The organism is Candidatus Nitrosopumilus sp. bin_7KS (assembly GCF_054095835.1).
The window spans coordinates 364,640-391,471 of record NZ_JBSWSO010000002.1 but is presented as its reverse complement, the minus strand read 5'-3'; the positions used below and the strand labels follow the sequence as shown (position 1 = coordinate 391,471).

Sequence of the window (26,832 nt, the reverse complement as noted above, 5' to 3'; positions counted from 1 at the left end):
CAGAGCTCGTCGGCAGCGTCAGATGTGTATAAGAGACAGGACTAAATTAGCGTAGCCCCGCAGAACGAAAAAAGGGTTCAGTTGTTTAACAACTGACAAAGAGAGGAAATCTCTCAATGTTCTGTAACTAAGGGGTATACGCCTTTTTAATTTTCTAAGATATCTACAGATACAGAACCAATAGTTTCTCCGTTTGGATTAATTGTGATTGAAACTTTTTGCATTTCTGAATTAATAATATTTTTCTGCCCGTCATAATTCCATGTAAAATATTCAGAGATTCCAGTTTGATGTGGTGTCCCTACCAACTGGAAATCTTCAGAATAAGCAAATGTATCTCCGTTTAATATGATTGATAAAATTTTTGGACTACTACCATTTGGGACAAACCTGAAAACATATTCCCCTTTATCAAGAATAAATTCTTCAGTGTAAACACCATTAACGTAAAGATCAGGATCTGCAAGGGTTACATGAAATAAAATATTTTTTCTTTCACTTGTTTCATTTGATGGTAAACCTACTACAATAATTGCTAATATAGCTAATATGGGAATTACAATAATTTTTTTATTCATTAAGATATGCATTAAATTCTATTATAAAAATAAGTTCTATCAATACGCTTAATTTTAGAATCATTATACATTTTTGTAAATGGATTTTAAATGTAAAAAATGTGGTTCTATGTCTAATGTTGAAACAGATAGATCATTAGTATGTAAAAATTGTAAAATTCAATTAGACTTACTTGATCAACAGTTAAAAGTTAATGAAGAAAGAATCAACAAACTCAAAGAGCATAAAAAACACGAATTAGAAAATCCTAAATTAGAAAATCAAGAAACTCATTTAGAAACTATGAAACGATTAGAACATAATTTACAGTTAGAGTATAAGAAGCGTGATGGAATTATAAAAACAATGAATTCTAAAGATGCATTCTGAATTTTCTTACTTTAATTCAAAACCTTACTTTTTTACTAGAAAATTCCTCTCATATTTTATAGCAAATATGATATTTAATTTGTCAAGAAAGTAGATTTAAAATACAAAATTTTAGCTAGTAATTTTTTATTAACTGTGAACCATTCTTTACACAGGAAATTAAGTACATATTCTAAAATCTAATTCATGCCTGGATTATCCGATAAATGGTCAAAGCAACAAAAACCTGGAATTGGTGAAAAAATCAATGATACTATCAAGCCTAAGGGTGCGTTAAAACCAAGAGTTCAGGAAGGAATTAAAAAATTACAAATTCAAATTAAAAAATTAGATTCTATGCTATCCAGTTTGCAAGAGCGTGATGCAAAATTATTCCAACGAATAGTAGATGCAACGCAAAAACATGATACTCAAACAACCAAAGTTCTTGGAAATGAATTAGCTGAAGTAAGAAAAGTATCAAAAATTTTGAGTGGTGCTAGAATAGCATTAGAACAAATAGAATTACGATTAACCACGTGCAGTGATCTTGGAGATACTGTAGTAGCTATAATGCCAACAATGGGATTGATGAAAAATCTAAAATCTTCACTTGGAAAAATTATGCCAGGTGCTGAGCAAGAAATTGGTCAAATGGCAGAAATGCTTGGTGGCTTTATGACAGAAAGTTTCTCAGGAGATGCAGCATTTGGTATGGATGCAACAACCAATGCAGAATCTGAAAGTATCTTAAAAGAAGCTGCTGCTGTTGCTGAAAGTTCAGCAGGACAGATGTTCCCTTCAGTTCCAACAGATTTTCAAGAAGCATCTACTAGCAAGTATCTTTAATTTTTAAAATTTATTCATTAAATGCATCTCTAGAGTCTTTAATTTTTTTGACTCTATTTCCTTCTTCATCAATTACTCTGTCAACACCAGAAAGTCTATCTCTTAATGTGTTGATGATCGAACCTACTTCATCTGCCTCATTTTCGACTTTTTGTCTCTTATTGGCAAGTTCTGAAATACCTCTATTTTCTTCCTCGATATATTCACTAACTTTTTGAAGCTTTTCTTTCAGATTCTTTATGTCAACTGATTCTTCTTCGATATCTTTTTCAAGTAAAGTTCTCTTATCTTTTAGATTTTTAATCATTAAACCAACGTAATCTATTGCTTCTTCTAATTTTGCCCGTTTACCCATTAATTCCCCAATTCCGATTTGACTGGTTGATTCTATTGTAGAATTGGATTCTTCAGCATTATTATTGTCAGTTCTTTCTTCTACCATTTCTCCTCCCTCTTCATTTTTGAATTTATCAAACATTTTATGATTTACTTTTCAAAATGGGAATAAAAAGTTACACTGCATCTCAAAGCTGACCTTGTGAATGATTTTTAGTCAATTAAAGAAAAAAAATGGTGATATTTCACCGAATTGATTTTCTATATTCTTGGTTGGAATCAATTGAATTTATGATCGATTCTCCTATCTGTAGTAATTTGAGATTTTGAGTGGTTTCGGGATTTTTAATCACGGAATTCATCAATGAAACTGCTATCACATTTTCCTCATCTGATTCTGTAATTTTTCCAGAAAATACTACTTGAAAAATTACTTGTTCATCCAAGATATCCTTATCTATTGAAATCTCCCATAGATTTTCTCCCAACTTTGAAGCTTTTCCGTCAAATAGGACTATTCCTGCATTGTATGACTTGTAATTTACATAAGCCCATGACATTTGACCATCAATAGATAGAGTTCTTTGCAAATCTGTCTCAGATAGTCCATCAGGCAAGGCATATTGATTGACTTTTAGTTTTCCATCAACTACTTTTTCTGTTAGAATTGCTCTAAGTTCATCTTCATTACTATCACTTTGACCAAATACATAGGTGACAGATAGAGGTGAGGCAGCAAGCATCAAGAGGATGATTACTACTTTAAAATTTTGAATTTGGTATTTTACCATGAAAAGATACTATCGAAATGATAGATTAGGAACGGCAAGGAATCATCCTGTTCTTTATATACTAAATTTCATTAAAATTGCTCAAAAATGAGATTAATTCCCTATTTTTGTTCAAAATTTTTTAAAAGAGAATTTTTTTAGAAAAATAGAGATATTTGAAAATATTTTTAGGCATGATATTTTTTACATTTTCATTCACATATTCAAAATCATCAAAAATTAAGCAATTTTCCTGATGAAACTAGTGTTCCGCTTTGCGTTCCGCTGTGAAGTTTCAGAATGTTCCTCATAAACTACATTATTCTATACTAGAGCATGTCAAAACAACAATACAGGTCCGAAATGGGCATTATGGGTGATATCTTAGATGTGACCGCTGATGGCGGTCGTGGTGGAGTCATTGTATCTGCAATCTCTCGCAAAGCCAACCTATCTCACTATGCAGTACTAGACAAATGTGAGAAACTGGTAGAAGCAGGCTTAGTCGAATCCGTCAAAAACGACAGAAATAGAGTCTTTTTGATAACTGAAAAAGGACTTCAGTTTTTCCAGGAATTCAAGAGATTTCAGGGACTAGTCGAAAGCATGAATCTAAGGTATTGAGCATATGTATCCAGAAATCGTACCAATCCATAGGAAAGAGTCTCTTCGGGAAGATGGAATGCTTTTTGTAAGGACTGAGGGTATCCTCGAAACAATGGTTAAGGCACCTTTGATAATTGCTGGCTTAATGGTTGTTGCACTAACGATGCCAATTCAGACCTCATTCGGTTCTACTCGTATGCTTGATCTAACCCTTTATTCAGATGGATCAGTACATATTTCATCTCAGCTAGAAGTAGATCCTCTAGATCCTGATTATGAAGTGAGTCTGTTTGGTTCATCAATTGATAATTTTGTGGTTGTAGGTGAAAATGGATTTTTGTTATCTAGTGAAATTATTGATGATAAAGCAACAATTGATACTTTTGGTTCTTCTTCTATTTCAATAAATTATGATATTCATGATTTAATTTCTAAAGAAGGAAGAGTTTGGACTTTTACTCTAGACTCTCCAACTGATTATTCATTACTGATGCCACGAAATTCAATTATTGTTGGAATGGATGCATTACCATCAAACATGGTTTTGATAAATGATCAAACAAAATTAGATTTGAATTCAGGTTTGTCTGAAATCAACTATATTTTTGGAAGTACACAACCACCAATTACACAACCACCAATTACACAATCTGAACAACAAAATAATGATCTAAGTACCATTGCACTAGTTGTTGTTCCTGTTGCAGCAGTTATAGCTGGAGTATCTATTATGATAAAAAGAAAGCAAACAAAATCTCCCTCAGTAGAACAAACTGAAGTCATTTCTGAGTCACAAATTAAAACTGATACAACTGATGCTGAAAATATTTTCAATTTAAGACCTGATATGCGTGAAGACGATAAAGAAATTATTAAATTTATTTCTGAAAATGGAGGGGAAGCTTTAGAAAGTGATTTAAGAAAAAAATTCTTACAACCTAGAACTACAATGTGGAGAGCAGTAAAACGATTAGAAAGACAAGGAGTAATTGAAATTTCCAAAAAAGACTTGCAAAATCTAGTCAAATTAAAGAAAGATTTGGAGAGCGAAGAATGAAATCTGTAATATCTTTTGCTTTGTTAATTTTAGTTGCAAGTATGGCTTTTGGAGGCATAACCACCAGTGCATATGCTGCAGATGATCCTGTAATTCTAAAAATTGTAAAACGTACACAAGAACAAATCAATAATCAAATTTCAAATGATTCTTCTGATAAAATTAAGAGATTATTTGAAGAAGGAACACAACAAGTTGAATCACTAGAAAAATCATTAGAAAGTGATGATGTAAGTGCTGCAAATGAGCATTTCCTTTCAGCTATGAAAATTTTCAAAGAAATTTCTAGACATCTAACAACTTCAACATCTAATGTTTCATCTCAAGATGAAGTTTCATCTGTAAGAGATATTGTAAAGAATCCATCTAATGATCTACAAAGATTACAATCTTATGTAGATAATCTAAAAACTATTGCAAAAAAACATGATGCTTCAATTAACTTTTCTGAATTAGATGAATTATTTTCAAAAGCTAGGCAACAAATTAGTGATCATCAATTTGCTCCGGCATTAGACACAATTCATGAAATTAAAGAAACGATTGTAGATGTCAACAAAGAACTACGTGAAAAGGCATCAGAACAAGAGTCACAACGTGCTAAAGTATATGTCCAAAAATATTTGGAACAACTTGATAGATTAATAGAAAATGCCAAAAATCAAGGCGTTTCTGATGAAATTATTGAAAAATTAGAATCTGCTAAGGATAGTCTATCTTCAATGGATGATCCACGTCAAATTATTGATGAAATAAGAAAAATCATGTCTCTAAAAGATCAGTTTGAACTAACAAAAAATGATAGACTTGAATCCAGAATATTACAAGTAGAAAAAACTCTTTCTAGACTTTCTCAAGTTGATGGAGTAGATGAGGAAGATTTGCTTGATGCAAGAGATACTCTTCGAAATATTAAACAGAATTTGAATGATGGTGAATTTGAAACTGCTAATGAACAATTAAGAGATTTAGCAAAACAACTGACAGAAATTAAAAATTCATCGTAATAAATTATCATAAAATTCATATACATTTTCTAAGCAGTATTTAGCATGGCCTCTAAAGCAATCATAGTTGGAGTAGGAATTCCAATGATTATTGTTGGTGCTTTGATGGCATGGTTGTGGGCTCCAATTGAAGGGGATTTTCAAAATCAAGTAGAATTCATAGGAAGTACAATTGGAATCTTGGGAGTAATTTTCTTTATTTCGGGTTTGTTTTATACAAAAGAACCAGTAATGCATTAGAAACTCACTGAATAAATAATGAAAAAAATTACAATTATTACTTGAAAGTTAGATTATTTGAAATATTTACTTCAGTTGAAGGTGAGGGAATTCTTTATGGGACCAAAACTCTCTTTGTAAGATTAGCAGGATGTCCTTTTACTTGTTTTTACTGTGATACAAAAGAATCACTACCTCTTAATTCTGGAACGGAATATTCTATTGAAGATGCAAATCATCTAATTGATACTAGCTTAAAGAACCAAACTTACAAAGTAAATTTTACAGGCGGTGATCCTCTAATCCAACATGAAGCAGTTGCATTGCTTGCAAAACATATTCAAGATAAAAAAATTCCAACATATCTAGAATCATCTTGTTTTGATATTGATAGATTTAATCATGTATTGCCATTTATTGATATTGTTAAAATTGAATTTAAGACCAAGGATTCTGATTTTGTTGATTCAAAACATTATGAAAAATTAATTGGTCATACAATGAAATGTCTCCAATCATCTGTAAAATCAAAGAAAACAACCTACATCAAAGTTGTAGTTAGTTCAAAAACTCAGCCAAATGAATTTGCAAAATTGGTACAAGACATTTTTGATAAAATATCCAAAGACGATATTGACGGTTTCATCATTCAGCCTACATATGGAATTTCTGAGCCTTCACTAGAACTTTTATTGGAATTATATGATTTGGTATTTCCTCATTACATTGATGTTAAGGTAGTCCCTCAATTGCACAAATTTATTGGTGCTCCATAATATTAGCACCTGCCTAAAAATCAGATTAGGTTCAAATACTAGAAAAATTCTGTTTGAATATCAATGGATCAAGAACGTGTAAAAAAACTTGTTAGAGAATTAATTATTGAAGTTGGAGAAGATCCTACACGTGAAGGATTACGTGAAACTCCTGAAAGGATTGCAAATATGTACAAAGAAATTTTTGGTGGATATGATTCAGATTCAGAATTATCTGTTCAATTTTCAGAAGATTCTGATGTAGTTATTGCACGAAATATTCAATTTTATTCAATGTGTGAACACCACATGTTACCATTTTATGGAAAAATCCACATTGCATATTCTCCAAATGGTAGAGTATTTGGAATTTCAAAACTTGTTAGATTGGTGGAAAAGTATTCAAAAAGACTTCAAATTCAGGAACGACTTACAAAAAATATTGCTGATGAACTACATTCTCAAGGAGTAAAGGGAGTTGTTGTTTTAGCAGATGCTGAGCATCTTTGTATGAGGATGCGTGGCGTAAAAAATGATGCAACACTTTCGTCCTCTGCATTTAGAGGAATTTATGAAAATAAAGAAGAAAAAGCAGGCATAATGTCACTACTTCGAAACCGCGCCTCAGATCTCTCCTTTTAGAGAATACTGAAAAATTAAATAATCAATATTTTTGATCAAAAACATGGGAGCAAATCCGTACATTCACATTCCAAAAGAATCATGGCCAAATTGGACATGGTATGCAATTGAATGTATTATTGTAATTGCAATCTCAATGTTAACTTCAAGTAAAATTACTGATTCAATTGAAGGACTAACTCCAGAAGTACAAAACTATGTGTTTATGGGAATTGTTGGTGCATTCTTTTTAATTTGGTATATTGGAATTAGAGGTTTAATTCTAAAAAAGAAAATTCTTAGAAACAGCTACTAGAATTATTTAATATATTTTGTTTTATCTGTAATTCTAGCTTTTTCAAATGCAATCTTTCTATTATTACAAGATTCACAAACTCCGCAATGATATTTTTTGTTTGAATAACAACTCCATGTCTTGAAAATAGAATTTCCTAAAATTTTCATTCCTGATTTTAGTAAATCACTTTTTGATAATCCCATTCTATATGGTGACCAAATTTCAATATTTTTTCGTAACTTTGATTTTATTCCATCAATTTCACCTTGATTAAATGCGCTTTCCAGCATTTTTGCAAATTCCGGTCTACAGTCTGGATAGTGTTTATCTCCAGTATGAGCACCATATACTACCAGAGATGCATTTAGTGTAAAAGCCCATGCTGAAGCAATTGATAGAAAGACTGCATTCCTGATTGGTACTACAATCGAATACTCAAATTTACTAGGAATTTTTCTTTTAGAACTTGTTAAAACATTAGAATTGCCATACAAGTCTTTCATAAAACCAATATCGATAATTTTGTGTTGTTTTAACCCCAATTTTTTTGCAAAAGATTTAGCTGCAGCAATTTCACTATTAGCTTTTTGTCCATAAGAAAATGTAATGCCATACAATTCATATTTTGATTTTAAATATGAAACAGCACAAACAGAATCTACTCCTCCACTAAACACAATAACTGCTTTCTTCATAATTCATTCAACTATTTTCTTTTGTCTGCAGCACCTTTACTTGGTTTACAAATTACAGTTTGACATTTTGTATTTGCAGAGGTAAATCCTTTAGCCATGGATAAACTAATTTTTTTCAAATCTGCTGAACTTTTTGAAAATGCAATTACTGAAGGCCCTGCACCGCTAATAGTTACACCTATGGCACCTGCCTTGATAGCGTTTTCTTTGACTTTGGTAAATCCTGGAATCATATGTTGTCTTGCTGGCTCAACTATTACATCCTTTATTGAATTTCCAATTATTTCTGAATCCTTTTTCATAAATCCTACAACAATTGCAGCAGCATTTGATAAATTCAAAACGCTGTCAGATAATTTGATTTTTTTTGGGATTACTCCTCTTGATACCTTTGTTTTCTTCTTTGGGACACTAATTGTTGGAACTGCTACACACATTCTTAGATTTGATGGAGGATCAATTCTGATTACATCTAAAGGATTTGTTCTTACAATTACAAATCCACCTAGAACAGAAGCTGCAACATTATCATAATGAACTGTACCTGCACTTGCTTTTTCTCCAGATCCTGCAAATTCTACCAAAGAATTTCCATCTAATTTTAATCCAAATAATTTATCAAATGCAACTGCTGTTGCAGCAGCTGATGCAGCACTACTTCCCATCCCATATCCTGCAGGAATTCCTTTCTTGATTTTAATTTCAATCCCACCTTTAATTTTGAACTTTTTCATCATATTTTTTACTACTAGTCCTGCAGTATTTTTTTCAGGATTTGTAGGGATATCATCATCTGTAATTATTTTAATTCCATTTTTTATTTTTGTTAGTGTAACTGTGTCATAAAATGCGTCTATAGCTAATCCAAATACGTCAAATCCTGGACCTAAATTTGCAGTTGATGAAGGTGCTTTGACTGTAACTTTTGATACCAACTAACCTTCTACCTCCTCGCCCAAATTAAGAATTCTGCTTAGCGCACCTTCAAGATTTCCAAACCCGTCTCCTGTAAGATTAGATATTGGAATTAATCCTTGGGCGAACCCTCCTAAATTCAATCCTCGTAAAATATTTGTAGTTAATGTATACGTGTCACCATCGGTTTCATTCCCAATTGCATTTTCTAATGTTTTCAAATTTGTAGACCATTGTAAAATATTTTTTAATTTATCTCCAATGAGATCTGTTTTGGTCAGAACATTAATTGTTGGTAAATTCAAACGTAATCTAATTGATGTTGCAAGTAATGCAATTGAAACAAAATTTACTGGTGAAGTAATAAGAGATCCATCAAAAAGAAAAATATTTGTTTTTTCTTCATTTGAAATATTATCTACTATAAAACGTCCACTAGAACGATATGCAAATAATTCAATTTGACCTGGTGTATCTACAATTAGGTAATCTGGATTTACTTTATTTACATCATTTTGGATATCATCAATTTTTGATGCAATCAAATCATTTGCCATAACCATTGCACCATTTGGACCAAGTTCATACTGTTGCATAATTGATACATAATCAACGTAATCTCTGACATCAATATCACAAGTGTATGGCATGTTATCTACACCGGGATCCAAATTCAAAATTGCAGCAAATGCTCCATTTCTTGCATAATAATCCAGTAACTTTGATGTGAGCAAAGATTTCCCAGAACCTGCAGTTCCTGAAACAAAAATTGTTTTCAATCCGTTTAATTTTCTTATTTGCTTATATTTCAAACTAGCTTGGTTTTGATATTATTATGATTAAAAATACCAAATTGGTATTCAAAAAGATGAAATAATTCCACCTGATCTATATCTGATTGAATTTTATCTTATTTGTGAATCAAACTACTTTTGAAAAGGAATCTTATCTCAAAGATTTAGTTGTAAAATTACTCAAAGATAGGAATCTTTCAGACTATGATATGCTAGATTCATTATTTGAAGAGATTAAACAAGAACTTCATGACAATGCTAAAATCTCTGATTCTGTATAATTTCTACGCCTAGTTCTAGGCGACAATTTTCCCTGACTAGAAATGTACTCAACTTTCATATTTGATTCCTCAAAAAAACCATCAAATGAACTGGAGAATAATTGCCATTCCTATTACATTAATTCCAATTTTCATAATCGCCATTCAATTTGATATTCAAATAGAAGATGTTCTTGCAATTGGAATATTTCCATTTATTGGTGCAATTGTTGCCATGATGATAAAATTGGTGTTACAGGGAATCAAATTTGCATACATTACAAGAAAATATCTTGGACATTTTGATTCATTTTTAAAATTAGTTGGTGTTAGAGTTGGTAGTGAATTTATCAAATTTACAACTCCAATGTTTATTGGAGCAGAATTTGTTGTAATTTATTATTTGCATAAAAAAGGAGCAAAACCTGCAAAGGCTGCATGGATTGCAATAATGGATATTGTAACTGAAGTATTTGCAGCAGGACTATTATCAATTATGGCAGGAATAATTGCATTGTTAAGTGGTGCATATGTGGTTGCAGCAGCAATTTTAGCTACTAGTGTTATAATTACATCTTTGTGGATGGTGATGTTTTTCCTTTCATCTAAACATACATTCCAAGTTCCCAAAGTTTTAGAAAATCTTGCAAAGAGATTTGCAAAAGAAAAGGGTACTAAAGCAATTAAGAAATCAAATATTTGGATGGAAGAGGTATGTACAATGAGTAGGGAAAACCTAAAAACTTCTGAGTCTAAGAAAATTTTTACAATTTCATTTTTGTTTTCTTTAGCTTCATGGTCATTTTACGGAATTTCATTTATGATTATTGCAATGGGAACAGGATTTGTTATCAATGCATTTGATTCTATTATGGCAGTAATGGGTGCAAATGCAATTGGGAATCTACCAATTACTATAGGAGGTTCTGGTTTGGCAGAATTTGGAATTATAGCTTATATTAATAATTTAGATCCATTTGCATTTGAAATTTCAGAAGGAGTAGTAGCTTGGGATGCAGTAATTGGATGGAGAATTGCAACATATTATGTTCCAATTGTAATTACATGGCTACTTTTGGTAAAATTAGCCTTGAGTAAAATACCAAAATCACAGTCTTCATAGAAACCACTTTATCTTTAATTGATTTTTTTGATTTGTGGATTTTAAAAATAAAGTTGTTCTAATCACTGGTGCATCATCAGGAATTGGTAAAGATACTGCAATAGAATTTGCAAAGAAAGATGCAAATATTGTTCTCGTTTCAAGAACAAAAGAAAAACTTGAACAAGTTTCAAATGAATTAAAACAATTCAATGTAACTGTTTTAGTTTGTCAATGCGATGTATCAAAAAAAGACCAAGTAAAAGAAATGTCAAAAATAGTCTTAGAAAAATTTAACTCAGTTGATATTTTGGTAAACAATGCTGGTTTTGCAATTTATGGCTCTGTAACTGATCTTAGTATTGATGATATTGAATCACAGATGGAGACAAATTATTTTGGAATGATTTACTGTATCAAAAATTTCCTTCCATCAATGTTGGATAAAAAATCAGGACATATTGTCAATGTTGCATCAGTAGCTGCAAGTTTTGGTTTACCTGGAATTGCATCTTATTGTGCTTCAAAATTTGCAATGTTGGGTTTTTCAGAAGGTCTTAAGCATGAATTAAAAAATACTGGGGTTGGAATTACCGTTGTTAGTCCTATTATGGTTAGAACTAACTTTTTTGATCATCCATCATTTGAAAAAATGCCAAAATTTTCTCCAACTTCACTTAGTTCTAAAACTGTTGCAAAAACAATCCTGAAAGCAGCAAATTCTCCTAGATTAGAAATTATAGTACCATCTGTAGTACGAGGCGCAGTATGGCTCAAAAACACATTTCCATATCTTATCAATCCTATCTTAGGAAAGGCTTTCAAAAAACAACTTGATTCTATGAAAAAAGATTAAGTTTATTCTTCCAAATCTTCTGCTGCTGATTCATTTGAGCCTACTTCTAAGAGTTCTAGTGATTTTAATTCAAATTGATAGATTGCTTTCATTTCTATCTCTTTTTCTTTTTCTAGAAACTCTGATACTTTTTTGCTTAGTGGTGCTTTATGTTGATCAAACACAAATTCGTAAACTTCTCCTTTTAACAAATCATCAATTTTGATATCTTTTGCAACATCCATAGTTACAATATGTCGTCCATCTTCTACTGCATCATACAGTTGTACATCTACTTTATTGTCTTCATAATAAAATTCTAGAATATATCCTGATTTTTTTATTTCTTCAGGTTTCTTAAATTTTGCATTTTGAATTTCATCGGTAACCCATTCTGGAATTTCATCTTCTTTCTTTTTTACCATGGTAAACCACTCTAACTTTCTGCTTTTTCTTTTTTACTTTTTGACCACCATTCTAGATAGTCATCATGTTTGTCATCACGTGTTCTTTCTCTTTGATTTAACTTGAATCTGATATCTGAAACTTCTTCTCTTGTTGCGTATAATCCACATCGTTTACAAATGAAATGTCTTCTGTTTTTTTCATCCATTTTCATTGGAATGTCAATTTCATCAAATAATTTGAATAATGCATCTCTGCTTCTGTCTTCCTCTTCTGGGAAATCCTCCACATACTTTGTTTCTATTTTCTTTTTCTCTCGTGATGTACATTCAGGACAGTTAGGCACTGTTGATTTGGCTTAATTTTTTCCATAAAAGCGTTCCCACAATCTCTGCTGATCGATATTATCTGACACGCGGATTTTTTCATCATCCCTTGCGGTCCGTTCGCCCATCGAAATCCCGCGTGCCAGATGAGAAAAATCATCAAAATAATCTATTATCTCTTTTCTTCTAATATTTGAGCCGCAATTTTTGCTGAATTCTCTGCTCCACTAGGAACAAAATTCTTTGAAAACTCATTCAAACTATCCTGAAATTCTGCGTAATTTTCTTTAATTTTGGATATTCCTTTGGTTACTTGGTTTGTTTTAATGGCCAACACGCCTAGGTTCTTTTCTTCAGCCCATCTGATGTTGTTTGTATGCTCATCATATATTGGAATTCCAATTATTGGTTTTGATTTTCCTCCCATGATTTCACCCATTACCGTGTGAGATCCATTTACAACAGCATACTTGCATAAATTTAGAATTGTATCTTTTTCTTGCTCTGAAAGAAAACCAATATCAATTTGCATCCAATCAATTTTTTTATCCAAAGCTTCCTTTACAGAATATTTTTTTCCATCTTTTCCTATCACTATATCTATATTGGAATCATTTCTTGCATGTGAGATTATTCTTTTTTCTTTTTTCATTTCATCTTGATGAAATACTTCTTCATATCTCTGACCAGTCCCATCATTAGTTGATTTGTTTCCTGTTCTCATCCAATAACCAAATTCATTGCCTTGTACTAATTTTTCAAGATCCGAGATATCTTCTTTTTTGATTTGTTTACTATTTGTAAAATGTCCTACATAGACAATTTTTTCTTCTATTCCTTTGATAAAATTTAGATTGTATTCACACATTGTATATGGTGGTGGAGAATCTGCCACAAGAATTTTTGATGCTTTGGCAATTTGCTTTGCAATAAAAATTAATGACGGATAAAGATATGATCTTGAATTGTATAGTTTTGGTCTAAATTGATTTGTTACAAACAAACTCGGTATGTTTCTATTTTTTGCTAGAATGTTTGAACCCATATCACCATCATTAATTACAAGATCAAATTTTTCTTTATTGTAGAGTTTTCTTTCTTCTCTTAAGTAATTTGTAATTTGTCTAACCAGTGATGGGTTTTTTGAAATTGGTAATAATAAATTCATTAATGATTTTGAAACACTAGGACCAAACTTTCCATCAATTGGAGTTGGCATCAAAATTTCATGAATTTTTTCTTTTTGATCAGGAAATTTTTTTAATAATTTTTCATAAACATGATCTTTGCTAGAAAAATGAACCTCGAATTTTTCTTTGATGTGTTCTCCTAAAACATCATTTAATCTCATCATTCTAGAATAGTGTCCACTTCCCCACGGATAGATGAATTCTCCTATTTTGAGCACAATATGAAACCAAACATGCTGTTTAAATTCTCAATGATTTTCTAGAGAATCTAAAATATCATGAACATTGTTAGGACCTATCTGAATATTGATGATTTTTTTTGATTTTAGTGCAGATTCAACTTCTTTTTTTGAAAAAGTAGGAATTTCATTAGTAGAAATTGTGACCATTTTTTCTAGTTTCTTGATATTCCTTTCAAGGCCAATCTCTTTAGCTTCATCAAACAAGTTAGAATCAACTCCAGCAAGTGGTAAAATTGGAATTTTCTTTTTTTCAAATACTAGTTTCAATGAATTATCAATAAAGTCTGAAGAATAAATTAATGGAGATAATGCCAATGATACACGATTGTTTGAATATCGTAACAATATTTCTAATATCGAATTTACATAAATTAAATAATTTTTATTTCCGTTTGGATTAATTTTAAGTTGTAAAAACTCAAGTTCAATTTTGTCTTGTACTAATCTTGGAATAATCTGATTAATTATTTTTGCAAGATTCATCAATTCAGATTTTTGTCTGTAACAAACTAGTATTTTTACATCATAACCTTGTTTAATTGTCTCAAAGCAAGAAATTGCTGAAATTTCGTCATATACTGCACATACGGTTTTATTATTTTGTGATTGATGTGGTATACCGCCTTTACCATTATCTGAAAATATACAGATGTATGCATTATTTTTTGTAAGATATGTATACAATAACTTGTCATAATTTTCATCTGTTCCTGGATGGGCTCCTAATTTTGCTTTCTTTTCAATTATGTTTGATGTTGCTGCAATTTCTACATCTTTAACAACAAATCCTTTTGAAATACCCTCTACTTTTACGAGGAATTTTTCTCCCTTTAAGAGTAAATTGCCACCAATAGATGTAATTTCAGAAATAATATTTTGAAAATCATTACTAATTTTTCTTGCTATAGCTATTTTTTCAATTCCAAAAAGTAAATTTATTGCAGATGATGCAAATACAGGATCATTTGCATCAACAAGAATTATGTCTCCATCACGCTTAACGGATTTAAATTCCTGATTTTTTATTTTAAGAATTTTTTTTATATTTGTGATTAATTGTGGAATTTTATTTTTTGAAAATATGGTTGGGAAAACTACAACGTATGATATTTCATCCATATTTTCTATTTTGAATTCTACTTGTTTATAATTTAGGATAAAGATTCGGGTAATCCATATAAAACAATTAATCCAAGTGAAAATGTGACAAAATTCACACAAGAACAAGTAGATGAATTAAACTCAAAAATTAAAACTACACAAGAGGCATTAGAATGGGTTTCAGAGAATCTTCATCCTAAAGTTGCAAAAGCATCCAGTTTTGGAGCAGAAGATGCAGTAGTTATGGATATCATGCTAAAAATTAATCCTAAATTTCGATTCTTTACCCTTGATACAGGACGATTACCACAAGAAACCTATGACATTATAGATACTGTTAGTAAAAAATACAAAATTTCTGTTGAAGTATTATTTCCTGATTCAAAAGAAGTTGAGGATATGGTTCTTGATAAAGGAGTGAACCTATTCTACGAAAGTATTGATAATAGAAAACTCTGCTGTGAAATTCGTAAAGTTCATCCAATGAACAAAATGTTAAGCACATTAGATGGATGGATTACTGGTTTAAGACGCGATCAGACTACAAACAGAACCAATGTTACAATGTTTCAATTAGATCACGGACATGGCGGAATTTTAAAAATAAATCCAATTATAGATTGGACTTGGGATCAGATTCAAGAATATATTAAAAAAAATAACTTACCATACAACAGTCTGCTTGACAAAGGATTTCCAAGCATTGGTTGTGAGCCATGTACTCGTGCAATTAAACCTGGAGAAGATATTCGAGCTGGAAGATGGTGGTGGGAGCAAGAAGGAAACAAAGAGTGTGGCCTTCATATAGACCCTTGATGGAGAATTTATCATGTCAGAGAATAGCTCAATTAAACCACATGGTGGAATTCTAGTTAACAGAATTATCAAAACTGATCCTACAGGATTATTTTCAATTACAATTAGTGAAGATCTTGCAAATGATGTTGAAAATATTGCAGATGGAATTTTTAGTCCTCTAGAGGGCTTTCTAGGTAAAGAAGATTTTGAAAGTGTTGTTTCTCGCGGAAGACTAGCAAATAATTTAGCTTGGACTATTCCAATTGTACTTGATGTAGATCAGGAAACTGCAAACAAAATGAAAGAAGCAAAAGACGTTCTATTAAAAAATCCAGATGGAGTTGGAGTTGCAGTATTACATGTTGCTGAGACATTTACTTTTGATAAAGAAAAAGCAGCTCAAGGAGTCTATGGAACTAATGATTCTTCACATCCAGGTGTTGCATATACAATGTCAATGAAAGATTTGTTAGTTAGTGGAAAAATTGACTATATTCAAAGACCAAATGATACTGAAATTAGAAAAAATAGATTAACACCAACTCAAACACGAGAATCTTTTGTAAAAGCAGGATGGAAAACCATTTGTGCCTTCCAAACTAGAAATCCACCACATGTAGCACATGAAATGCTACAAAAAACATCAATTACAACCCGTGATGGTGTATTTGTAAACCCAGTAATCGGTAAGAAAAAGTCTGGTGATTTTGTAGATGAAGTTATTGTAAAATGCTATGAAACAATGATAAAATTATACTATCCTGAAAATCGATGCAAACTAGGAACATTACATACACAAATGAAGTATGCCGGTCCAAAAGAAGCAATTCATCATGCAATTATGAGACAAAATTATGGTTGCACACATATCATAATTGGACGAGATCATGCGGGTGTTGGAAAATTTTATGATCCAATGGCAGCACAAAAAATCTTTGATGATTATCCAGAGTTGGAAATTTCTCCAGTATTCTTCCCACCGTTCTTTTATTGTAGAAAATGTCTTACATATACAACTCCAAAAGCATGTCCACATGGTGATGATGTGAAAGAACAAATTAGTGGAACAGCACTAAGAGAAATGATTCAAAATGGTAAGGCACCATCAGAGTTTATTCTAAGACCCGAAGTGGCACAAGTAATTTTGGATCATCCAAAGCCATTTGTTGATTAGATTTTTATTCAATCAACATTGTTCTAGCTTGTGAAGTATCTCTTTACAATAATTTTATTTGCCGGAATTTTTATCACACCTGCTTTTGCTCAAGAACCGACTAATCCATCATTAATCATTGACACATTTGAAATTCCTTTTAATGAATTTAACACAGTATTACGAGAATCACCAATCAGAGTTTTAGATGATGTTCATGCTATTAGTTGGCAAGTGACAATTGATAACAATCTACTATATGCAAATCCCAATGGAAATGCAGTTTTGAGACTATATGATCAAGAGAACCGTGATGAATTTATTGAGATGGGCATGGGATCCCAGCCTGACAATAAGTTTTGGGTTGCAGTTCAAACTCCAAAAGAAGGATACATTGTAGTTCATAGAGATTTGGATAGAGGTTGGTACCCAGAAGCAAAATCTATCATATCTTACACTGACAGAGCAGGACTAACTGTGAATAATGGCGCAAGAATTGTAGTTACCAATCTTGACATTGGAGAATTTGCAATTCATTCTTACTCTGTTCATGGAATGGAAGGGTCTGCTGATCCCCCTGCCGTTAGTTCTGGCAGCATGATTCTGGAATTTCTATCCGGTGATCCTGGAAAGAACATTTTTGCATTATACCCATTTGCCATGGCAGCAGGTGTGGGAGCACTTGTTGGAATATTATTTCTAACTAAGAAGCGTTCTTAGTTTTATAAAATTTACAACTTTTTTTAATTTTACACACATCACACATTGGTGAAATTGGTTTACAGATATTTTGACCATACATTACAAATGTATCATTAATATCAATCCAATACTTCTTTTTGATTATCTTCATTAGTTCTTGTTCTGTCTCTTCTGGATTTTTTGTATCAACTAGCCCTAGTCTGTTTGAAATTCTATGAACATGAATGTCAACTGGTATTGCTGGTTTTTCAAATGCATAAACTAGTACACAATTTGCAGTTTTTCTTCCAACTCCTGGTAATTGTACCAAAGTATCTAAGTCTTCAGGAACTTTATCTTTGTATTTTGTATGAATAATTTTTGCAACTTCAATAATTCTTTTAGATTTTACATGGAAAAATCCAATTGATTTTATTATTTTCTCTATATCTTTTATTTTTGCATTGGCTAGTTGTTTAGGATTTTTGTACTTTGAGAATAATTCTTTTACTGCCTTTGTTGTGGCTTCATCTTTAGTTCTAGCTGACAAAATTGTTCCAATCAGAATACTAAATGGACCAGTTTCTGCATCATGAAGATCTTTTAATGCAGTTATTCTAGGAGGTTTTACTGCATTCATAGTATTTGTCATTCCAGAAAGTATTTTTTGCATTTCCAACTAAAAAACCACGTACAAGTATTATAACTGTAATAACAAAAGAATTTTGTTGGAATTAACTAAAGAAGAAGAATCTGCATTAAAAGGTGAACAAGGAGAAATTTTACAGATGGCTTATAGAATTCTTGTTGCAACCGGTGAGGCAACTGATGCTGAAAAACTTGTTCCAATAGAATGGGCCCATCTTTCAGGCGTAAATTATAACACCATTGGTGATGCAGGAGAAGAATTTCTATCTAATATTAGTAAAAATGCACGAGTAAAAGTAAAAACCACTCTGAATCCGATGGGATTCGATATTGACAATGTAAAAAATTATGGATTGGATGAGAATTTTATCTCAAAACAACTCTCAATTAGAAATTCATATGAAACGATGGGAGTTATTCCTTCATTTTCGTGTATTCCTTATGAAATATTTGATATTCCAAAAGAGGGAACTCAAGTTGCATTTGCAGAAAGTAATGCAGCAATTCATGCAAATTCATTTGATAATCTAAAAACAAACAAAGAAAGCGCATTTAGTGCATTAGCTAGTGCAATTGTTGGAAAAAGTCCATACTCTTCATTAAGAAAAGAGGATTCCCCAAACATTACAATTAGAATGAAAGTGAATAACCCAAATGAATTGACATATGGGATGCTTGGATTTTTTGCAGGAAAAATTGGTGATACATCTGTAAATGTTTCAGGACTAGGCGAGATGGATAAGCGACAAACCAAAGCAATGTGTGGTGGAATGGGAACATCTGGGACTTGTGCTAAATTTATTTTTGGAGAAGGTAAATCTGATTGTGAAAAAATAGATTTTGATGAAAAAGAAATGCAAAATGTTCATGATGAACTTAACACTGCAGAAAAAGGTGATATCATTACACTTGGTAGTCCACAACTAGGACTAAATGAAATATCTGATCTTACTGCTAAACTAAAGGGTCGTTCTTTTCAGAAAAGATGTATGGTGTTTATGCCTAGAACAGTAAAAGAACAATCAACAAAAATTGGATATACCGCAGAGCTTAAACGTGCAGGCTGTGAAATTTTATCTGATTGCTGTACATGTTTATCTCCATTGATTAGTAAGGATAGTGTTGATGCTGTTACAACTAATAGTATCAAAGGTGCATTTTATCTTAAAAATTCTAATGGTGTAGATGTAAATCTAAAATCCCTTTTACAAATAGTCGAAGATGAAACAAGATGAAAGTTCTAGTTTCAGGAAAAGTACAAGGAATTATTTTGAAATCTGAAAACTCAATTAATTTTTTAGGTACAGTTGATAAAAAAACTGGAATTATAAGTGACAAGAATCATGATTTGTACCAAAAATCAATGAAAGGTACAGTTCTTGTTTTTCCATCAGGTGTGGGAAGCAGTGTAGGTGCATATACTATTTATTCAATAAAATCTAATGAAACAGCACCGCTTGCAATGATTTGTAAAAAAGCAGATCTTACAGTAGCTACTGGATGTGCATTGGCAAACATTCCAATGATCACGATTAACGATGAAGAATTTAATTTAATTAAAAATGGAATGGAGATTTCTTTAGATACTGAATCTAATCAAATTCATTATCAATAAGATTTTGATTATGTAGATCTCCTACCTTTATTTCTACTATCTGACTCTTACCAGCTGGTAATGCACGAACAAATTCATCAATGTTTATTTTTCTTGTAATATCCTCAAACATTTTAGAAAATTCTATTCTTATTTTTTTAGCAGATTCTACCATTTCTGATCCATGTGGTTCAATTATTGCATAGCAAAGAGAATTTTTTTTGATTGGTTCAGGAGGACCACATGTTAAGATATAATCATCATCAATTGGCATAATACCAACTGCCAGTCGAAGTGTCTCTGATTTGATGAAATTTCTTTGGCCTTCTATGGTAAATGATCCTTTTGGTAGAAATTCTCCACTTGGAGCTGATTTTTTTATTTGTTCAGGATGCACCCAATATGCACTTACGCCATACAGTCCTTCCCTCCACGCTCTACTAAAACAAACCGTAGCATGTGCAATTTCATTCATAGTTGAATCTGGTGCATTTTCTGCATCTTTTACAATAAAAAATGGTGAACCAAAAATATCACCATGAAACACTTTATCATTTTTATCTAAATGTTTTCTAATTACCGCTGAATTTGATGCAGCATCTCTACCTCCTATTGTAAGATATCCATCAGTTGTAAAGAACCATCTATATCTTTCATACCAGTTTTTCTTTCTAATTTCTGTAACTACTAAAAGATCTTGTTCTGAATCTGTTTTACTTTGGAATTTTTCTAATTTTTTCTCTGTTTTCTCTTTAATTGATTGAATGGAAGAGATTGCCCCTGATTGTTTTTTTGCTTCATTGAATAATACTGAGGCAATTGATTGAAGTGGAGATTGAGTGTTTATCTTTATTTTTTCATCTTGAATTACAATTAAAGAAATTCCTTTTTCACTGATTAATTTTGCATTATTGTTTGCTAAAATTTCTTGTGCTAAATTGTCTTCAATTGATATTATTCCTTTTGATACCATTTCAAAAAGAGAATTTGCAACATTTGTTATGTTTTTTGATCTTTCTTTTACAGTTTCAATAGCTTTTTCTTGCTCAGAGATTTGTGTTTGTAATTCTTTAATTTTTTTATCTGAATTACCTGATTGTACTGATTTTCCTTTTTGTATAATATTTTCAGTAAAGACAGTATCTAGTCCTTCGATGAAACTGTTTGCTGGGGTTATCTCTCCCTCTAATTTTCCTAATTTCAGGGGAAGAACTTCTGTTTTTTCATTTCTAACTATTACAGCATCGTGATTCCCAGAAATTACATCTAAAACAATTTTTTTTATCGTTTCAAAAATTTTCTTTATTTCATCATCAGATAATAGATTCCCAATTCTTTTTCCATCAATTTCTGCAATCTCAAAAACAGCTTCGACATATTTTTTTGGTAATCCCAAAGTTCTTCCGAACCATTTTGCAGCAACCAAATCTGTTGTTTTAAGTTCATCAAAGTCTGACTCTTTCAAATTAAAAATATCTAATCCGCTACTAGGAGGTTGAGCATATTCTAAACCCACACTAAGTTTTCTATGTCTAACATCTATTGAATGCTGTAATGCAAGAATTTTCATTTCATTGTTACATAGTAAGATATTTCCATCTCCAAAAAATTCTCCTACTAAAATAAGTTCTTTCCCAAATCCTTCAAAAGTAAAATATGCTATTCTCTCTGCACCAATCTGTTCTATTTTTTTTAATTTTAATCTAAGTAAATCACTTCGTAATCTTTTGAGTAATCTATTTGGTTCCATTTGATCAATTTTTACTGCAGTTAACCATACACCTGATGTTGAAATCATCATGAAAAGATCACTTTTTTCTGTATGGTGAAGTTTGAAGAGAATACTATCTTTAGTAATTCCATAAATGTTGCTGATATAGTATCCTTGAACTTGTTCAGTAATCGTATTAACCAAATAACGTAATTCTATCCCGGATAGTGTCATAACAAACCTGTTTCTTGTCTAAAATTATACTCTTGCTTTGTAATACTCAAACTTTGACCAAAGATATTAAACATGGTTTGCTTGAGACACGCTAGAAAATTACTTGGCAAAATTCAAAAAGAAAAAATCTGAACCTACAGTCGACCCTAATGAATCAAAAAATGAACCAATTGAGGACGTTCCTACAGATACACCAGAAACAGAAAAATCTGAACCTGTTTCCGATACTCCATCGGGAGAACCACCAGTGAGTATTGCTGAGAAAAGTGAAAAAGATAAAAAATTAAACAAATTGTTTTGGATGCGCGTTGCTTTAGCTATAATAGCAGGAACTGCAGCTACTTTCATTTTTGAAGGTATCGAGGGTGAAGAAAGAAGATGGGCATCTATAGGATTTATGATTGTAATATTTTTTGGAACTGTTATAGTTGCTAAAGGAATGAAGATGCAATTACCCTCATCTGATAGAAAAAAAGTTGTCACACAAGCTATTGGAAGTTATGTTTTCTTGTACTTGTTTTCATGGATTGTAAGTTATACATTGACTCATTTAGCTAGTAATACATATGGAATTAACATTTAGACTAGAAATTAAATGGTAATGACAAATGTGGAAATTTAAAACCCCTGGAATTCCTGATGAAGAATTTGAGAGAGCAGAAAAAGTTCCCATTACCAAAGAAGAAGTTAGAGTTGTTCAGATAAGCAAAGCAAGACTAAAAACTGGACAGGTTGTTTATGATATTGGATGTGGAAGTGGTTCAATCTCTATTGAAGCTGCACTCCAAATAGAATCATCTGGTAAAGTTTTAGCCGTTGATTACGATGAAAATGCTATAGAATTAACTAAAAAAAATATTAAAAAATTTGGTTTAACTAACATTTCAGTAATTCATGGGAATGCCAAAGAAAAAATTCATGAACTTGAAGAAGCTGATACTATTTTCATTGGAGGTACAGGGGGTGATACAAAGGAAATAGTTGAATTATCACAAAATAAACTAAAATCTGGAGGTAGAATTGTAGTTGGCATAATATTAATTGAAACTTTGTATTCAGTCTTACAAGTATTAGAGAAATTAAAATTTGAATCTGTAGATATTACTCAAGTTACCATATCTAAGAGTAGAAAAACCAGTACTGGAACCATGATGCTTGCTAGAAATCCTGTAACTATCATATCTGCTACTAGGATCTAACCTAGATTTTTAATTAGGAAGAAAATCATACTTTTCATGCCTGGATTAATTGGAATAGGAGTTGGACCTGGAGATGTTGAATTACTCACAGTCAAGGCTGTAAAGGCAATTAAAAATGCAGATATCATAATGTGCCCAGCTTCAAATGAAGACAGACCAAGTATTGCATTTGCTGTTGTTTCACCAATAATTGATAAATCTAAAAATCAAAAAATTGTAAAGCTAATCTTTCCAATGACAAAGGACAAAGATATTCTTGAAGCTACTTGGAAGAAAAATGCTAAAATAATGGCTGAAACTGTATTGACGGGGAAAAATGTTGTTTATCTTACTGTTGGTGATCCTTTTTTGTATAGTACTTGGATATACATGCACAAAGATCTTAAAGAAAATTATCCTGATATGGATATCAGTGTAATTCCTGGAATTGTTTCCATGTTTACATTTGCAGCCAAAGTTGGTGTAAGTGTAGCAGAAGGAGCAGAAAAGGTTGCCATTATTCCATCATGTTATGATTTATCAAGTGTGAAAGAGATTGCTAAACATTCAGAATCAATGATCTTTCTAAAAGATGGGAGATATTTTGACAAAGTTATTGAGGTTCTTAAAGAATCTGGATTTCCTGATAATTCTATTTTTGCAATAGGGCAAGATCTTGGAACAGAAAATGAAATTATTAGAAAAATGACATTAGGTGAAGTGAATGATTCATCATTAACAACAAAATATTTCTCAATTTTGGTGGTAAAACGTGTCTGAAGTATTTTTTGTTGGTTGTGGTCCAGGTGATCCTGAACTAATTACTGTTAAAGCTAAAAAATTAATTCAGAAAGCAGATGTTGTTGTGTATTCTGGATCCTTAATTCCTGATCCAATTTTAAAACTATGTAAAAAAGGAAAACTACATGATGCTGCTAAATTAGTTAGAGAAGAAATATTTGATTTGTTGTATAAAAATGCAAAAAAAGACAAACTAGTTGTCAGATTACATGATGGAGATCCATCAATTTATGGTGCCATCAAAGAACAGATTGATAATTTAGAGAAAAAAGGAATCAAATCTATTGTAATTCCTGGTGTTACTGCATTTTTAGCCTCAGCAGCTGCACTTGGAATGCAATTAACACTACCTGGAGTTACTCAAACAATTATAGTTACAAGAGGTGAATCTAGAACCAAAGTTCCAAAACGTGAAAAAATTTCAGAACTTGCAAAACATAAAGCAACATTAATTTTTTATCTCAGCATACAACTAATTTCTAAACTAGTTACAGAAGCAATTGAAGGAGGATATAAAAAATCTACACCAGTTGCAGTTGTTTATAGAGCAAGCTGGCCTGATCAAAAAATTATCAAAGGTACATTAGGAGATATTGCTAAAAAAATTAAAGAGGAAAAAATTACTCGTACTGCAATTGTAATAATCAGTGATGTAATAGATCCTAAAACATATGAATATTCAAAACTGTATGATAAAAAATTTAGTCACGGTTATAGAAAAGCTAAGAAAGAAACAAATTAACTTTATTTTTAATTCCTATTTTGTTTAATTTCAATTGAAATGATTTGATATCTCCTGTGGCAAAAATCTTTAATGAATTTTTTTTATTTTGATTTTTTTTTATTTTAATTAAAATTTTTCTTGCAACTTGTTCTGATGGATCAATGAAATTTATTTTTGGAAATTGTTTTTTCAATAATGGTTTTATAATTGGTAAATGCGTACTAGAAAGTGTAATGGTATCTATGTTATTTTTTAATATTATTTTTTCAAGTATTTTTTTAATAATTGTTTGACAATATTTTTTATTTGAAAGAAATTTTCCAGATTCTACTAATTCAACAAGTTCTGATCCATTTATTTTAATAATTTTGAAATCTTTTGGAAAATTATTTTTTTTAATGTATTGAGTTAAACCTTTACTATTAATTGCACTATTTGTAGCCAGGATTCCAATTTGTTTGGATATGGATTTTTTCTTTGCTTCTTTTAGAGGAGGTTTAACATCAAAAACCTTCTTTGCTGTTACATTTAACATAAGGCTAGGTGTGTTTGATGCTACAACTATGATATCTGGAGAAAATTTTACTTGTAATAGATTGATTGATTTTTTAATTATTTTGGATAATTGAGCCTGAGATTTATTCCCATAGGGATAATTTTGTTGGTCTGCAAAATATATTATTTCTGACTTTGCGATTTTTTGAATTGCTTTAATTATTGTTAGTGAGCCTAAACCTGAATCAAAAACTGCAATTTTAACCACAAAATCATTTGAAAAATAAGGCTAATGTTTGTTAGCTAAATTTAGTCAAAAACTGATCTAAATTTACACCGATGATTAAGACTAAATTTCTAAATTCATCATCATGCCAAACTTCGATAAGACTTGGGCTCATCAGGAGACCCAAAGCGTAACTGGCAAACTACGTGATGCAGTAAAGCCTGAAGGTGCATTAAAGCCACGAATTCAAACCGCAGTGAACAAACTACAAGTCCAAATCTCAAAAATGGATTCTATGTTAGGTAAACTGCACGAAAGAGATGCGCAACTCTTTCATAGAGTCGTGACTGCAATGCAGCAACATGATACTGACACAAGTAGAGTTTTGTCTAACGAATTAGCTGAAATTCGTAAAGTTACAAAGATGCTCGGCAACGCAAGAATGTCATTAGAACAAGTCCAACTAAGACTGACAACTATTCATGATCTTGGTGATGCTATGGTAGCAATTGGACCAGCAATGTCTACAATGAAGGGATTGAAGTCATCGCTAGGAAGATTCATGCCAGAAGCTGATTCAGAATTGAACAGTATGACCCAGACACTTAATGGACTAATGATGGATTCACTTGCAGGAGACTCATTTAGTATGGAGTCTGGTGCTTCAAGTGAAGAAACCGAAAAGATTCTTCAAGAAGCATCTGCAGTAGCTGAGCAACAGATAGGAGACAAATTCCCATCTGTACCTTCTTCAACTGGACTTTCGTCACAATCCTCTACTTCTACCTTTGAGTAGCTAGGAAAAGGACGCAAGTTATCCTTTTTATTTTAATTTCTTTAAAATTAACTTGAATACAAAAATTCTTTTTTAGACATTCTTGTAATAATAAATGATTTTTAAAAGAATTTTTCAATAAAGTTTTTAATCTATAAACATGCATTTGAGGTAGTGATAAACATTATTGTGATTGTCGGGATTATTGCCATTGCTGTAGGTGCTATGGCAGTAGTGTCTGTATCAAATAATGAAAATTCTAACTTTTCAAAAGACTCAGAAACTACAATTAATGATTCTGTAATTATATCTAAAAATATTACTGAATTTAATAATAACGATGGATATGTTATAGATGAACAAGGCATTAAAAGATATATTATTTCAGCCAAAGATTCTCCAAATCTCAACGATTGAGCGTGTTTCCATTAGATACATGCAAATTTTGCGTGTATGCCAAATTGGATCACTTTGTTAAACTTTTCTTCCGGTTTACATATATAG

36 protein-coding genes are annotated in these 26,832 nt (G+C 31.4%); 23 read left to right on the top strand and 13 right to left on the bottom strand.

Going from position 1 to position 26,832, the window contains the following annotated elements; genetic code table 11:
* Positions 1-146: 146 nt before the first annotated feature.
* Entirely contained in the window at positions 147-578 is a 432-nt protein-coding gene (locus tag ACW9W4_RS02610; RefSeq protein WP_457760964.1) for a hypothetical protein, read from the bottom strand.
* A 79-nt stretch (positions 579-657) separates the two neighbouring features.
* On the opposite strand from ACW9W4_RS02610, the gene ACW9W4_RS02605 reads away from it, so the two are divergent.
* Together ACW9W4_RS02605 and ACW9W4_RS02600 are read left to right on the top strand one after the other, a co-directional pair.
* The gene (locus ACW9W4_RS02605; protein WP_457760963.1) at positions 658-948 is read left to right on the top strand and encodes a hypothetical protein; all 291 of its coding nucleotides are present in this window, start codon (positions 658-660) and stop codon (positions 946-948) included.
* 186 nt (positions 949-1,134) lie between these two features.
* A complete protein-coding gene (locus tag ACW9W4_RS02600; protein ID WP_457760962.1) occupies positions 1,135-1,776 on the top strand; it encodes a Snf7 family protein in 642 nt (213 codons plus the stop codon).
* A 10-nt stretch (positions 1,777-1,786) separates the two neighbouring features.
* Here ACW9W4_RS02600 and ACW9W4_RS02595 read toward each other — a convergent pair whose 3' ends face one another.
* Positions 1,787-2,254: a transcriptional regulator gene (locus tag ACW9W4_RS02595; protein WP_457760961.1), complete on the bottom strand. Its 468-nt coding sequence runs from the start codon at positions 2,252-2,254 to the stop codon at positions 1,787-1,789.
* Between the two features lie 103 nt (positions 2,255-2,357).
* Positions 2,358-2,903, bottom strand: coding sequence for a hypothetical protein (locus ACW9W4_RS02590; RefSeq protein WP_457760960.1), 546 nt, complete (start codon positions 2,901-2,903; stop codon positions 2,358-2,360).
* Positions 2,904-3,245: 342 nt separating this feature from the next.
* Between ACW9W4_RS02590 and ACW9W4_RS02585 the strand changes: the two genes are divergently transcribed.
* The 7 genes from ACW9W4_RS02585 to ACW9W4_RS02555 all read left to right on the top strand — a co-directional run bounded on the left by ACW9W4_RS02585 (position 3,246) and on the right by ACW9W4_RS02555 (position 7,463).
* Positions 3,246-3,506, top strand: a complete 261-nt coding sequence (locus ACW9W4_RS02585; RefSeq protein ID WP_008297297.1) for a winged helix-turn-helix domain-containing protein — start codon at positions 3,246-3,248, stop codon at positions 3,504-3,506.
* 4 nt (positions 3,507-3,510) lie between these two features.
* Positions 3,511-4,545 (top strand): helix-turn-helix transcriptional regulator, encoded by a 1,035-nt coding sequence (locus ACW9W4_RS02580; RefSeq protein WP_457760959.1) that lies wholly within the window; start codon positions 3,511-3,513, stop codon positions 4,543-4,545.
* The gene (locus ACW9W4_RS02575) at positions 4,542-5,552 is read left to right on the top strand and encodes a hypothetical protein (RefSeq protein WP_457760958.1); all 1,011 of its coding nucleotides are present in this window, start codon (positions 4,542-4,544) and stop codon (positions 5,550-5,552) included. The genes ACW9W4_RS02580 and ACW9W4_RS02575 overlap by 4 nt, the downstream gene beginning before the upstream one ends.
* Before the next feature lie 45 nt (positions 5,553-5,597).
* Entirely contained in the window at positions 5,598-5,792 is a 195-nt protein-coding gene (locus ACW9W4_RS02570) for a hypothetical protein (RefSeq protein WP_457760957.1), read from the top strand.
* 41 nt (positions 5,793-5,833) lie between these two features.
* Complete coding sequence (locus ACW9W4_RS02565; protein WP_457760956.1) at positions 5,834-6,547, top strand: 7-carboxy-7-deazaguanine synthase QueE; 714 nt, start codon at positions 5,834-5,836, stop codon at positions 6,545-6,547.
* Positions 6,548-6,610: 63 nt separating this feature from the next.
* Positions 6,611-7,168: a GTP cyclohydrolase I FolE gene (folE, locus tag ACW9W4_RS02560; protein WP_457760955.1), complete on the top strand. Its 558-nt coding sequence runs from the start codon at positions 6,611-6,613 to the stop codon at positions 7,166-7,168.
* A 43-nt stretch (positions 7,169-7,211) separates the two neighbouring features.
* Entirely contained in the window at positions 7,212-7,463 is a 252-nt protein-coding gene (locus ACW9W4_RS02555; protein ID WP_457760954.1) for a hypothetical protein, read from the top strand.
* Between the two features lie 2 nt (positions 7,464-7,465).
* Here ACW9W4_RS02555 and ACW9W4_RS02550 read toward each other — a convergent pair whose 3' ends face one another.
* Genes ACW9W4_RS02550 through ACW9W4_RS02540 form a run of 3 tightly spaced genes read right to left on the bottom strand, consistent with a single transcriptional unit; the run spans position 7,466 to position 9,834 of the window.
* On the bottom strand, positions 7,466-8,140 hold the full coding sequence (locus tag ACW9W4_RS02550; protein ID WP_457760953.1) for a 7-cyano-7-deazaguanine synthase: 675 nt from the start codon (positions 8,138-8,140) through the stop codon (positions 7,466-7,468).
* An 11-nt stretch (positions 8,141-8,151) separates the two neighbouring features.
* Complete coding sequence (locus ACW9W4_RS02545) at positions 8,152-9,075, bottom strand: homoserine kinase (protein WP_457760952.1); 924 nt, start codon at positions 9,073-9,075, stop codon at positions 8,152-8,154.
* Positions 9,076-9,834 carry a PRK13768 family protein gene (locus tag ACW9W4_RS02540; RefSeq protein ID WP_457760976.1) on the bottom strand — a complete coding sequence of 253 codons (759 nt, stop codon included), beginning with the start codon at positions 9,832-9,834 and terminating at the stop codon, positions 9,076-9,078.
* 137 nt (positions 9,835-9,971) lie between these two features.
* Between ACW9W4_RS02540 and ACW9W4_RS02535 the strand changes: the two genes are divergently transcribed.
* The 3 genes from ACW9W4_RS02535 to ACW9W4_RS02525 all read left to right on the top strand — a co-directional run bounded on the left by ACW9W4_RS02535 (position 9,972) and on the right by ACW9W4_RS02525 (position 12,067).
* Positions 9,972-10,130, top strand: a complete 159-nt coding sequence (locus ACW9W4_RS02535) for a hypothetical protein (RefSeq protein ID WP_457760951.1) — start codon at positions 9,972-9,974, stop codon at positions 10,128-10,130.
* An 85-nt stretch (positions 10,131-10,215) separates the two neighbouring features.
* A complete protein-coding gene (locus tag ACW9W4_RS02530; protein WP_457760950.1) occupies positions 10,216-11,232 on the top strand; it encodes a lysylphosphatidylglycerol synthase transmembrane domain-containing protein in 1,017 nt (338 codons plus the stop codon).
* A gap of 34 nt (positions 11,233-11,266) precedes the next feature.
* Positions 11,267-12,067, top strand: a complete 801-nt coding sequence (locus ACW9W4_RS02525; protein ID WP_457760949.1) for an SDR family NAD(P)-dependent oxidoreductase — start codon at positions 11,267-11,269, stop codon at positions 12,065-12,067.
* A gap of 2 nt (positions 12,068-12,069) precedes the next feature.
* On the opposite strand, the gene ACW9W4_RS02520 is transcribed toward ACW9W4_RS02525, so the two are convergent.
* The 4 genes from ACW9W4_RS02520 to ACW9W4_RS02505 form a co-directional block, all read right to left on the bottom strand.
* Complete coding sequence (locus ACW9W4_RS02520; protein ID WP_457760948.1) at positions 12,070-12,471, bottom strand: hypothetical protein; 402 nt, start codon at positions 12,469-12,471, stop codon at positions 12,070-12,072.
* Positions 12,472-12,482: 11 nt separating this feature from the next.
* Complete coding sequence (locus ACW9W4_RS02515; RefSeq protein ID WP_179362775.1) at positions 12,483-12,797, bottom strand: hypothetical protein; 315 nt, start codon at positions 12,795-12,797, stop codon at positions 12,483-12,485.
* Positions 12,798-12,949: 152 nt separating this feature from the next.
* On the bottom strand, positions 12,950-14,185 hold the full coding sequence (locus ACW9W4_RS02510) for a glycosyltransferase (RefSeq protein WP_457760947.1): 1,236 nt from the start codon (positions 14,183-14,185) through the stop codon (positions 12,950-12,952).
* A 30-nt stretch (positions 14,186-14,215) separates the two neighbouring features.
* On the bottom strand, positions 14,216-15,328 hold the full coding sequence (locus ACW9W4_RS02505) for a thiamine biosynthesis protein (RefSeq protein WP_457760946.1): 1,113 nt from the start codon (positions 15,326-15,328) through the stop codon (positions 14,216-14,218).
* 84 nt (positions 15,329-15,412) lie between these two features.
* Between ACW9W4_RS02505 and ACW9W4_RS02500 the strand changes: the two genes are divergently transcribed.
* The 3 genes from ACW9W4_RS02500 to ACW9W4_RS02490 are packed head-to-tail and all read left to right on the top strand — an operon-like array spanning position 15,413 to position 17,981.
* Entirely contained in the window at positions 15,413-16,126 is a 714-nt protein-coding gene (locus tag ACW9W4_RS02500; RefSeq protein WP_457760945.1) for a phosphoadenylyl-sulfate reductase, read from the top strand.
* 13 nt (positions 16,127-16,139) lie between these two features.
* The gene (gene sat / locus ACW9W4_RS02495) at positions 16,140-17,282 is read left to right on the top strand and encodes a sulfate adenylyltransferase (RefSeq protein WP_457760944.1); all 1,143 of its coding nucleotides are present in this window, start codon (positions 16,140-16,142) and stop codon (positions 17,280-17,282) included.
* A 30-nt stretch (positions 17,283-17,312) separates the two neighbouring features.
* Complete coding sequence (locus ACW9W4_RS02490; RefSeq protein WP_457760943.1) at positions 17,313-17,981, top strand: hypothetical protein; 669 nt, start codon at positions 17,313-17,315, stop codon at positions 17,979-17,981.
* Here ACW9W4_RS02490 and ACW9W4_RS02485 read toward each other — a convergent pair.
* On the bottom strand, positions 17,965-18,615 hold the full coding sequence (locus ACW9W4_RS02485; protein WP_457760942.1) for an endonuclease III domain-containing protein: 651 nt from the start codon (positions 18,613-18,615) through the stop codon (positions 17,965-17,967). The genes ACW9W4_RS02490 and ACW9W4_RS02485 overlap by 17 nt on opposite strands.
* Before the next feature lie 55 nt (positions 18,616-18,670).
* Between ACW9W4_RS02485 and ACW9W4_RS02480 the strand changes: the two genes are divergently transcribed.
* Both ACW9W4_RS02480 and ACW9W4_RS02475 read left to right on the top strand, forming a co-directional pair.
* Complete coding sequence (locus ACW9W4_RS02480; protein WP_457760941.1) at positions 18,671-19,825, top strand: aconitase X; 1,155 nt, start codon at positions 18,671-18,673, stop codon at positions 19,823-19,825.
* Positions 19,822-20,205 carry an aconitase X swivel domain-containing protein gene (locus ACW9W4_RS02475; protein ID WP_457760940.1) on the top strand — a complete coding sequence of 128 codons (384 nt, stop codon included), beginning with the start codon at positions 19,822-19,824 and terminating at the stop codon, positions 20,203-20,205. Before ACW9W4_RS02480 ends, ACW9W4_RS02475 begins: the two co-directional genes overlap by 4 nt.
* Here the strand turns inward: ACW9W4_RS02475 and rqcH are convergent.
* Positions 20,183-22,129 carry a ribosome rescue protein RqcH gene (rqcH, locus tag ACW9W4_RS02470; RefSeq protein ID WP_457760939.1) on the bottom strand — a complete coding sequence of 649 codons (1,947 nt, stop codon included), beginning with the start codon at positions 22,127-22,129 and terminating at the stop codon, positions 20,183-20,185. The genes ACW9W4_RS02475 and rqcH overlap by 23 nt on opposite strands.
* A 103-nt stretch (positions 22,130-22,232) precedes the next feature.
* On the opposite strand from rqcH, the gene ACW9W4_RS02465 reads away from it, so the two are divergent.
* The 4 genes from ACW9W4_RS02465 to cobM are packed head-to-tail and all read left to right on the top strand — an operon-like array spanning position 22,233 to position 24,850.
* Positions 22,233-22,712, top strand: coding sequence for a hypothetical protein (locus ACW9W4_RS02465; RefSeq protein WP_457760938.1), 480 nt, complete (start codon positions 22,233-22,235; stop codon positions 22,710-22,712).
* A gap of 25 nt (positions 22,713-22,737) precedes the next feature.
* Positions 22,738-23,328 (top strand): precorrin-6Y C5,15-methyltransferase (decarboxylating) subunit CbiT, encoded by a 591-nt coding sequence (gene cbiT / locus ACW9W4_RS02460; RefSeq protein WP_457760937.1) that lies wholly within the window; start codon positions 22,738-22,740, stop codon positions 23,326-23,328.
* Between the two features lie 36 nt (positions 23,329-23,364).
* Positions 23,365-24,087, top strand: coding sequence for a precorrin-2 C(20)-methyltransferase (cobI, locus tag ACW9W4_RS02455; RefSeq protein ID WP_457760936.1), 723 nt, complete (start codon positions 23,365-23,367; stop codon positions 24,085-24,087).
* Positions 24,080-24,850: a precorrin-4 C(11)-methyltransferase gene (gene cobM, locus ACW9W4_RS02450; protein ID WP_457760935.1), complete on the top strand. Its 771-nt coding sequence runs from the start codon at positions 24,080-24,082 to the stop codon at positions 24,848-24,850. Before cobI ends, cobM begins: the two co-directional genes overlap by 8 nt.
* Here the strand turns inward: cobM and ACW9W4_RS02445 are convergent.
* Positions 24,831-25,595, bottom strand: a complete 765-nt coding sequence (locus tag ACW9W4_RS02445) for a glutamate racemase (RefSeq protein ID WP_457760934.1) — start codon at positions 25,593-25,595, stop codon at positions 24,831-24,833. The genes cobM and ACW9W4_RS02445 overlap by 20 nt on opposite strands.
* A 103-nt stretch (positions 25,596-25,698) precedes the next feature.
* Here ACW9W4_RS02445 and ACW9W4_RS02440 point away from each other — a divergent pair, with 103 nt between their 5' ends.
* Both ACW9W4_RS02440 and ACW9W4_RS02435 read left to right on the top strand, forming a co-directional pair.
* Positions 25,699-26,349, top strand: a complete 651-nt coding sequence (locus ACW9W4_RS02440) for a Snf7 family protein (RefSeq protein ID WP_457760933.1) — start codon at positions 25,699-25,701, stop codon at positions 26,347-26,349.
* Between the two features lie 153 nt (positions 26,350-26,502).
* Complete coding sequence (locus ACW9W4_RS02435) at positions 26,503-26,745, top strand: hypothetical protein (protein ID WP_457760932.1); 243 nt, start codon at positions 26,503-26,505, stop codon at positions 26,743-26,745.
* Positions 26,746-26,832 lie beyond the last annotated feature (87 nt).

Coding starts and splice junctions, on each gene's coding strand:
- ACW9W4_RS02610 (WP_457760964.1), bottom strand. CDS start 578: ATGAATAAAAAAATTATTGTAATTCCCATATTAGCTATATTAGCAATT.
- ACW9W4_RS02605 (WP_457760963.1), top strand. CDS start 658: ATGGATTTTAAATGTAAAAAATGTGGTTCTATGTCTAATGTTGAAACA.
- ACW9W4_RS02600 (WP_457760962.1), top strand. CDS start 1,135: ATGCCTGGATTATCCGATAAATGGTCAAAGCAACAAAAACCTGGAATT.
- ACW9W4_RS02595 (WP_457760961.1), bottom strand. CDS start 2,254: ATGTTTGATAAATTCAAAAATGAAGAGGGAGGAGAAATGGTAGAAGAA.
- ACW9W4_RS02590 (WP_457760960.1), bottom strand. CDS start 2,903: ATGGTAAAATACCAAATTCAAAATTTTAAAGTAGTAATCATCCTCTTG.
- ACW9W4_RS02585 (WP_008297297.1), top strand. CDS start 3,246: ATGGGCATTATGGGTGATATCTTAGATGTGACCGCTGATGGCGGTCGT.
- ACW9W4_RS02580 (WP_457760959.1), top strand. CDS start 3,511: ATGTATCCAGAAATCGTACCAATCCATAGGAAAGAGTCTCTTCGGGAA.
- ACW9W4_RS02575 (WP_457760958.1), top strand. CDS start 4,542: ATGAAATCTGTAATATCTTTTGCTTTGTTAATTTTAGTTGCAAGTATG.
- ACW9W4_RS02570 (WP_457760957.1), top strand. CDS start 5,598: ATGGCCTCTAAAGCAATCATAGTTGGAGTAGGAATTCCAATGATTATT.
- folE (WP_457760955.1), top strand. CDS start 6,611: ATGGATCAAGAACGTGTAAAAAAACTTGTTAGAGAATTAATTATTGAA.
- ACW9W4_RS02555 (WP_457760954.1), top strand. CDS start 7,212: ATGGGAGCAAATCCGTACATTCACATTCCAAAAGAATCATGGCCAAAT.
- ACW9W4_RS02550 (WP_457760953.1), bottom strand. CDS start 8,140: ATGAAGAAAGCAGTTATTGTGTTTAGTGGAGGAGTAGATTCTGTTTGT.
- ACW9W4_RS02530 (WP_457760950.1), top strand. CDS start 10,216: ATGAACTGGAGAATAATTGCCATTCCTATTACATTAATTCCAATTTTC.
- ACW9W4_RS02520 (WP_457760948.1), bottom strand. CDS start 12,471: ATGGTAAAAAAGAAAGAAGATGAAATTCCAGAATGGGTTACCGATGAA.
- ACW9W4_RS02505 (WP_457760946.1), bottom strand. CDS start 15,328: ATGGATGAAATATCATACGTTGTAGTTTTCCCAACCATATTTTCAAAA.
- sat (WP_457760944.1), top strand. CDS start 16,140: ATGTCAGAGAATAGCTCAATTAAACCACATGGTGGAATTCTAGTTAAC.
- ACW9W4_RS02485 (WP_457760942.1), bottom strand. CDS start 18,615: ATGCAAAAAATACTTTCTGGAATGACAAATACTATGAATGCAGTAAAA.
- ACW9W4_RS02475 (WP_457760940.1), top strand. CDS start 19,822: ATGAAAGTTCTAGTTTCAGGAAAAGTACAAGGAATTATTTTGAAATCT.
- rqcH (WP_457760939.1), bottom strand. CDS start 22,129: ATGACACTATCCGGGATAGAATTACGTTATTTGGTTAATACGATTACT.
- cbiT (WP_457760937.1), top strand. CDS start 22,738: ATGTGGAAATTTAAAACCCCTGGAATTCCTGATGAAGAATTTGAGAGA.
- cobI (WP_457760936.1), top strand. CDS start 23,365: ATGCCTGGATTAATTGGAATAGGAGTTGGACCTGGAGATGTTGAATTA.
- ACW9W4_RS02440 (WP_457760933.1), top strand. CDS start 25,699: ATGCCAAACTTCGATAAGACTTGGGCTCATCAGGAGACCCAAAGCGTA.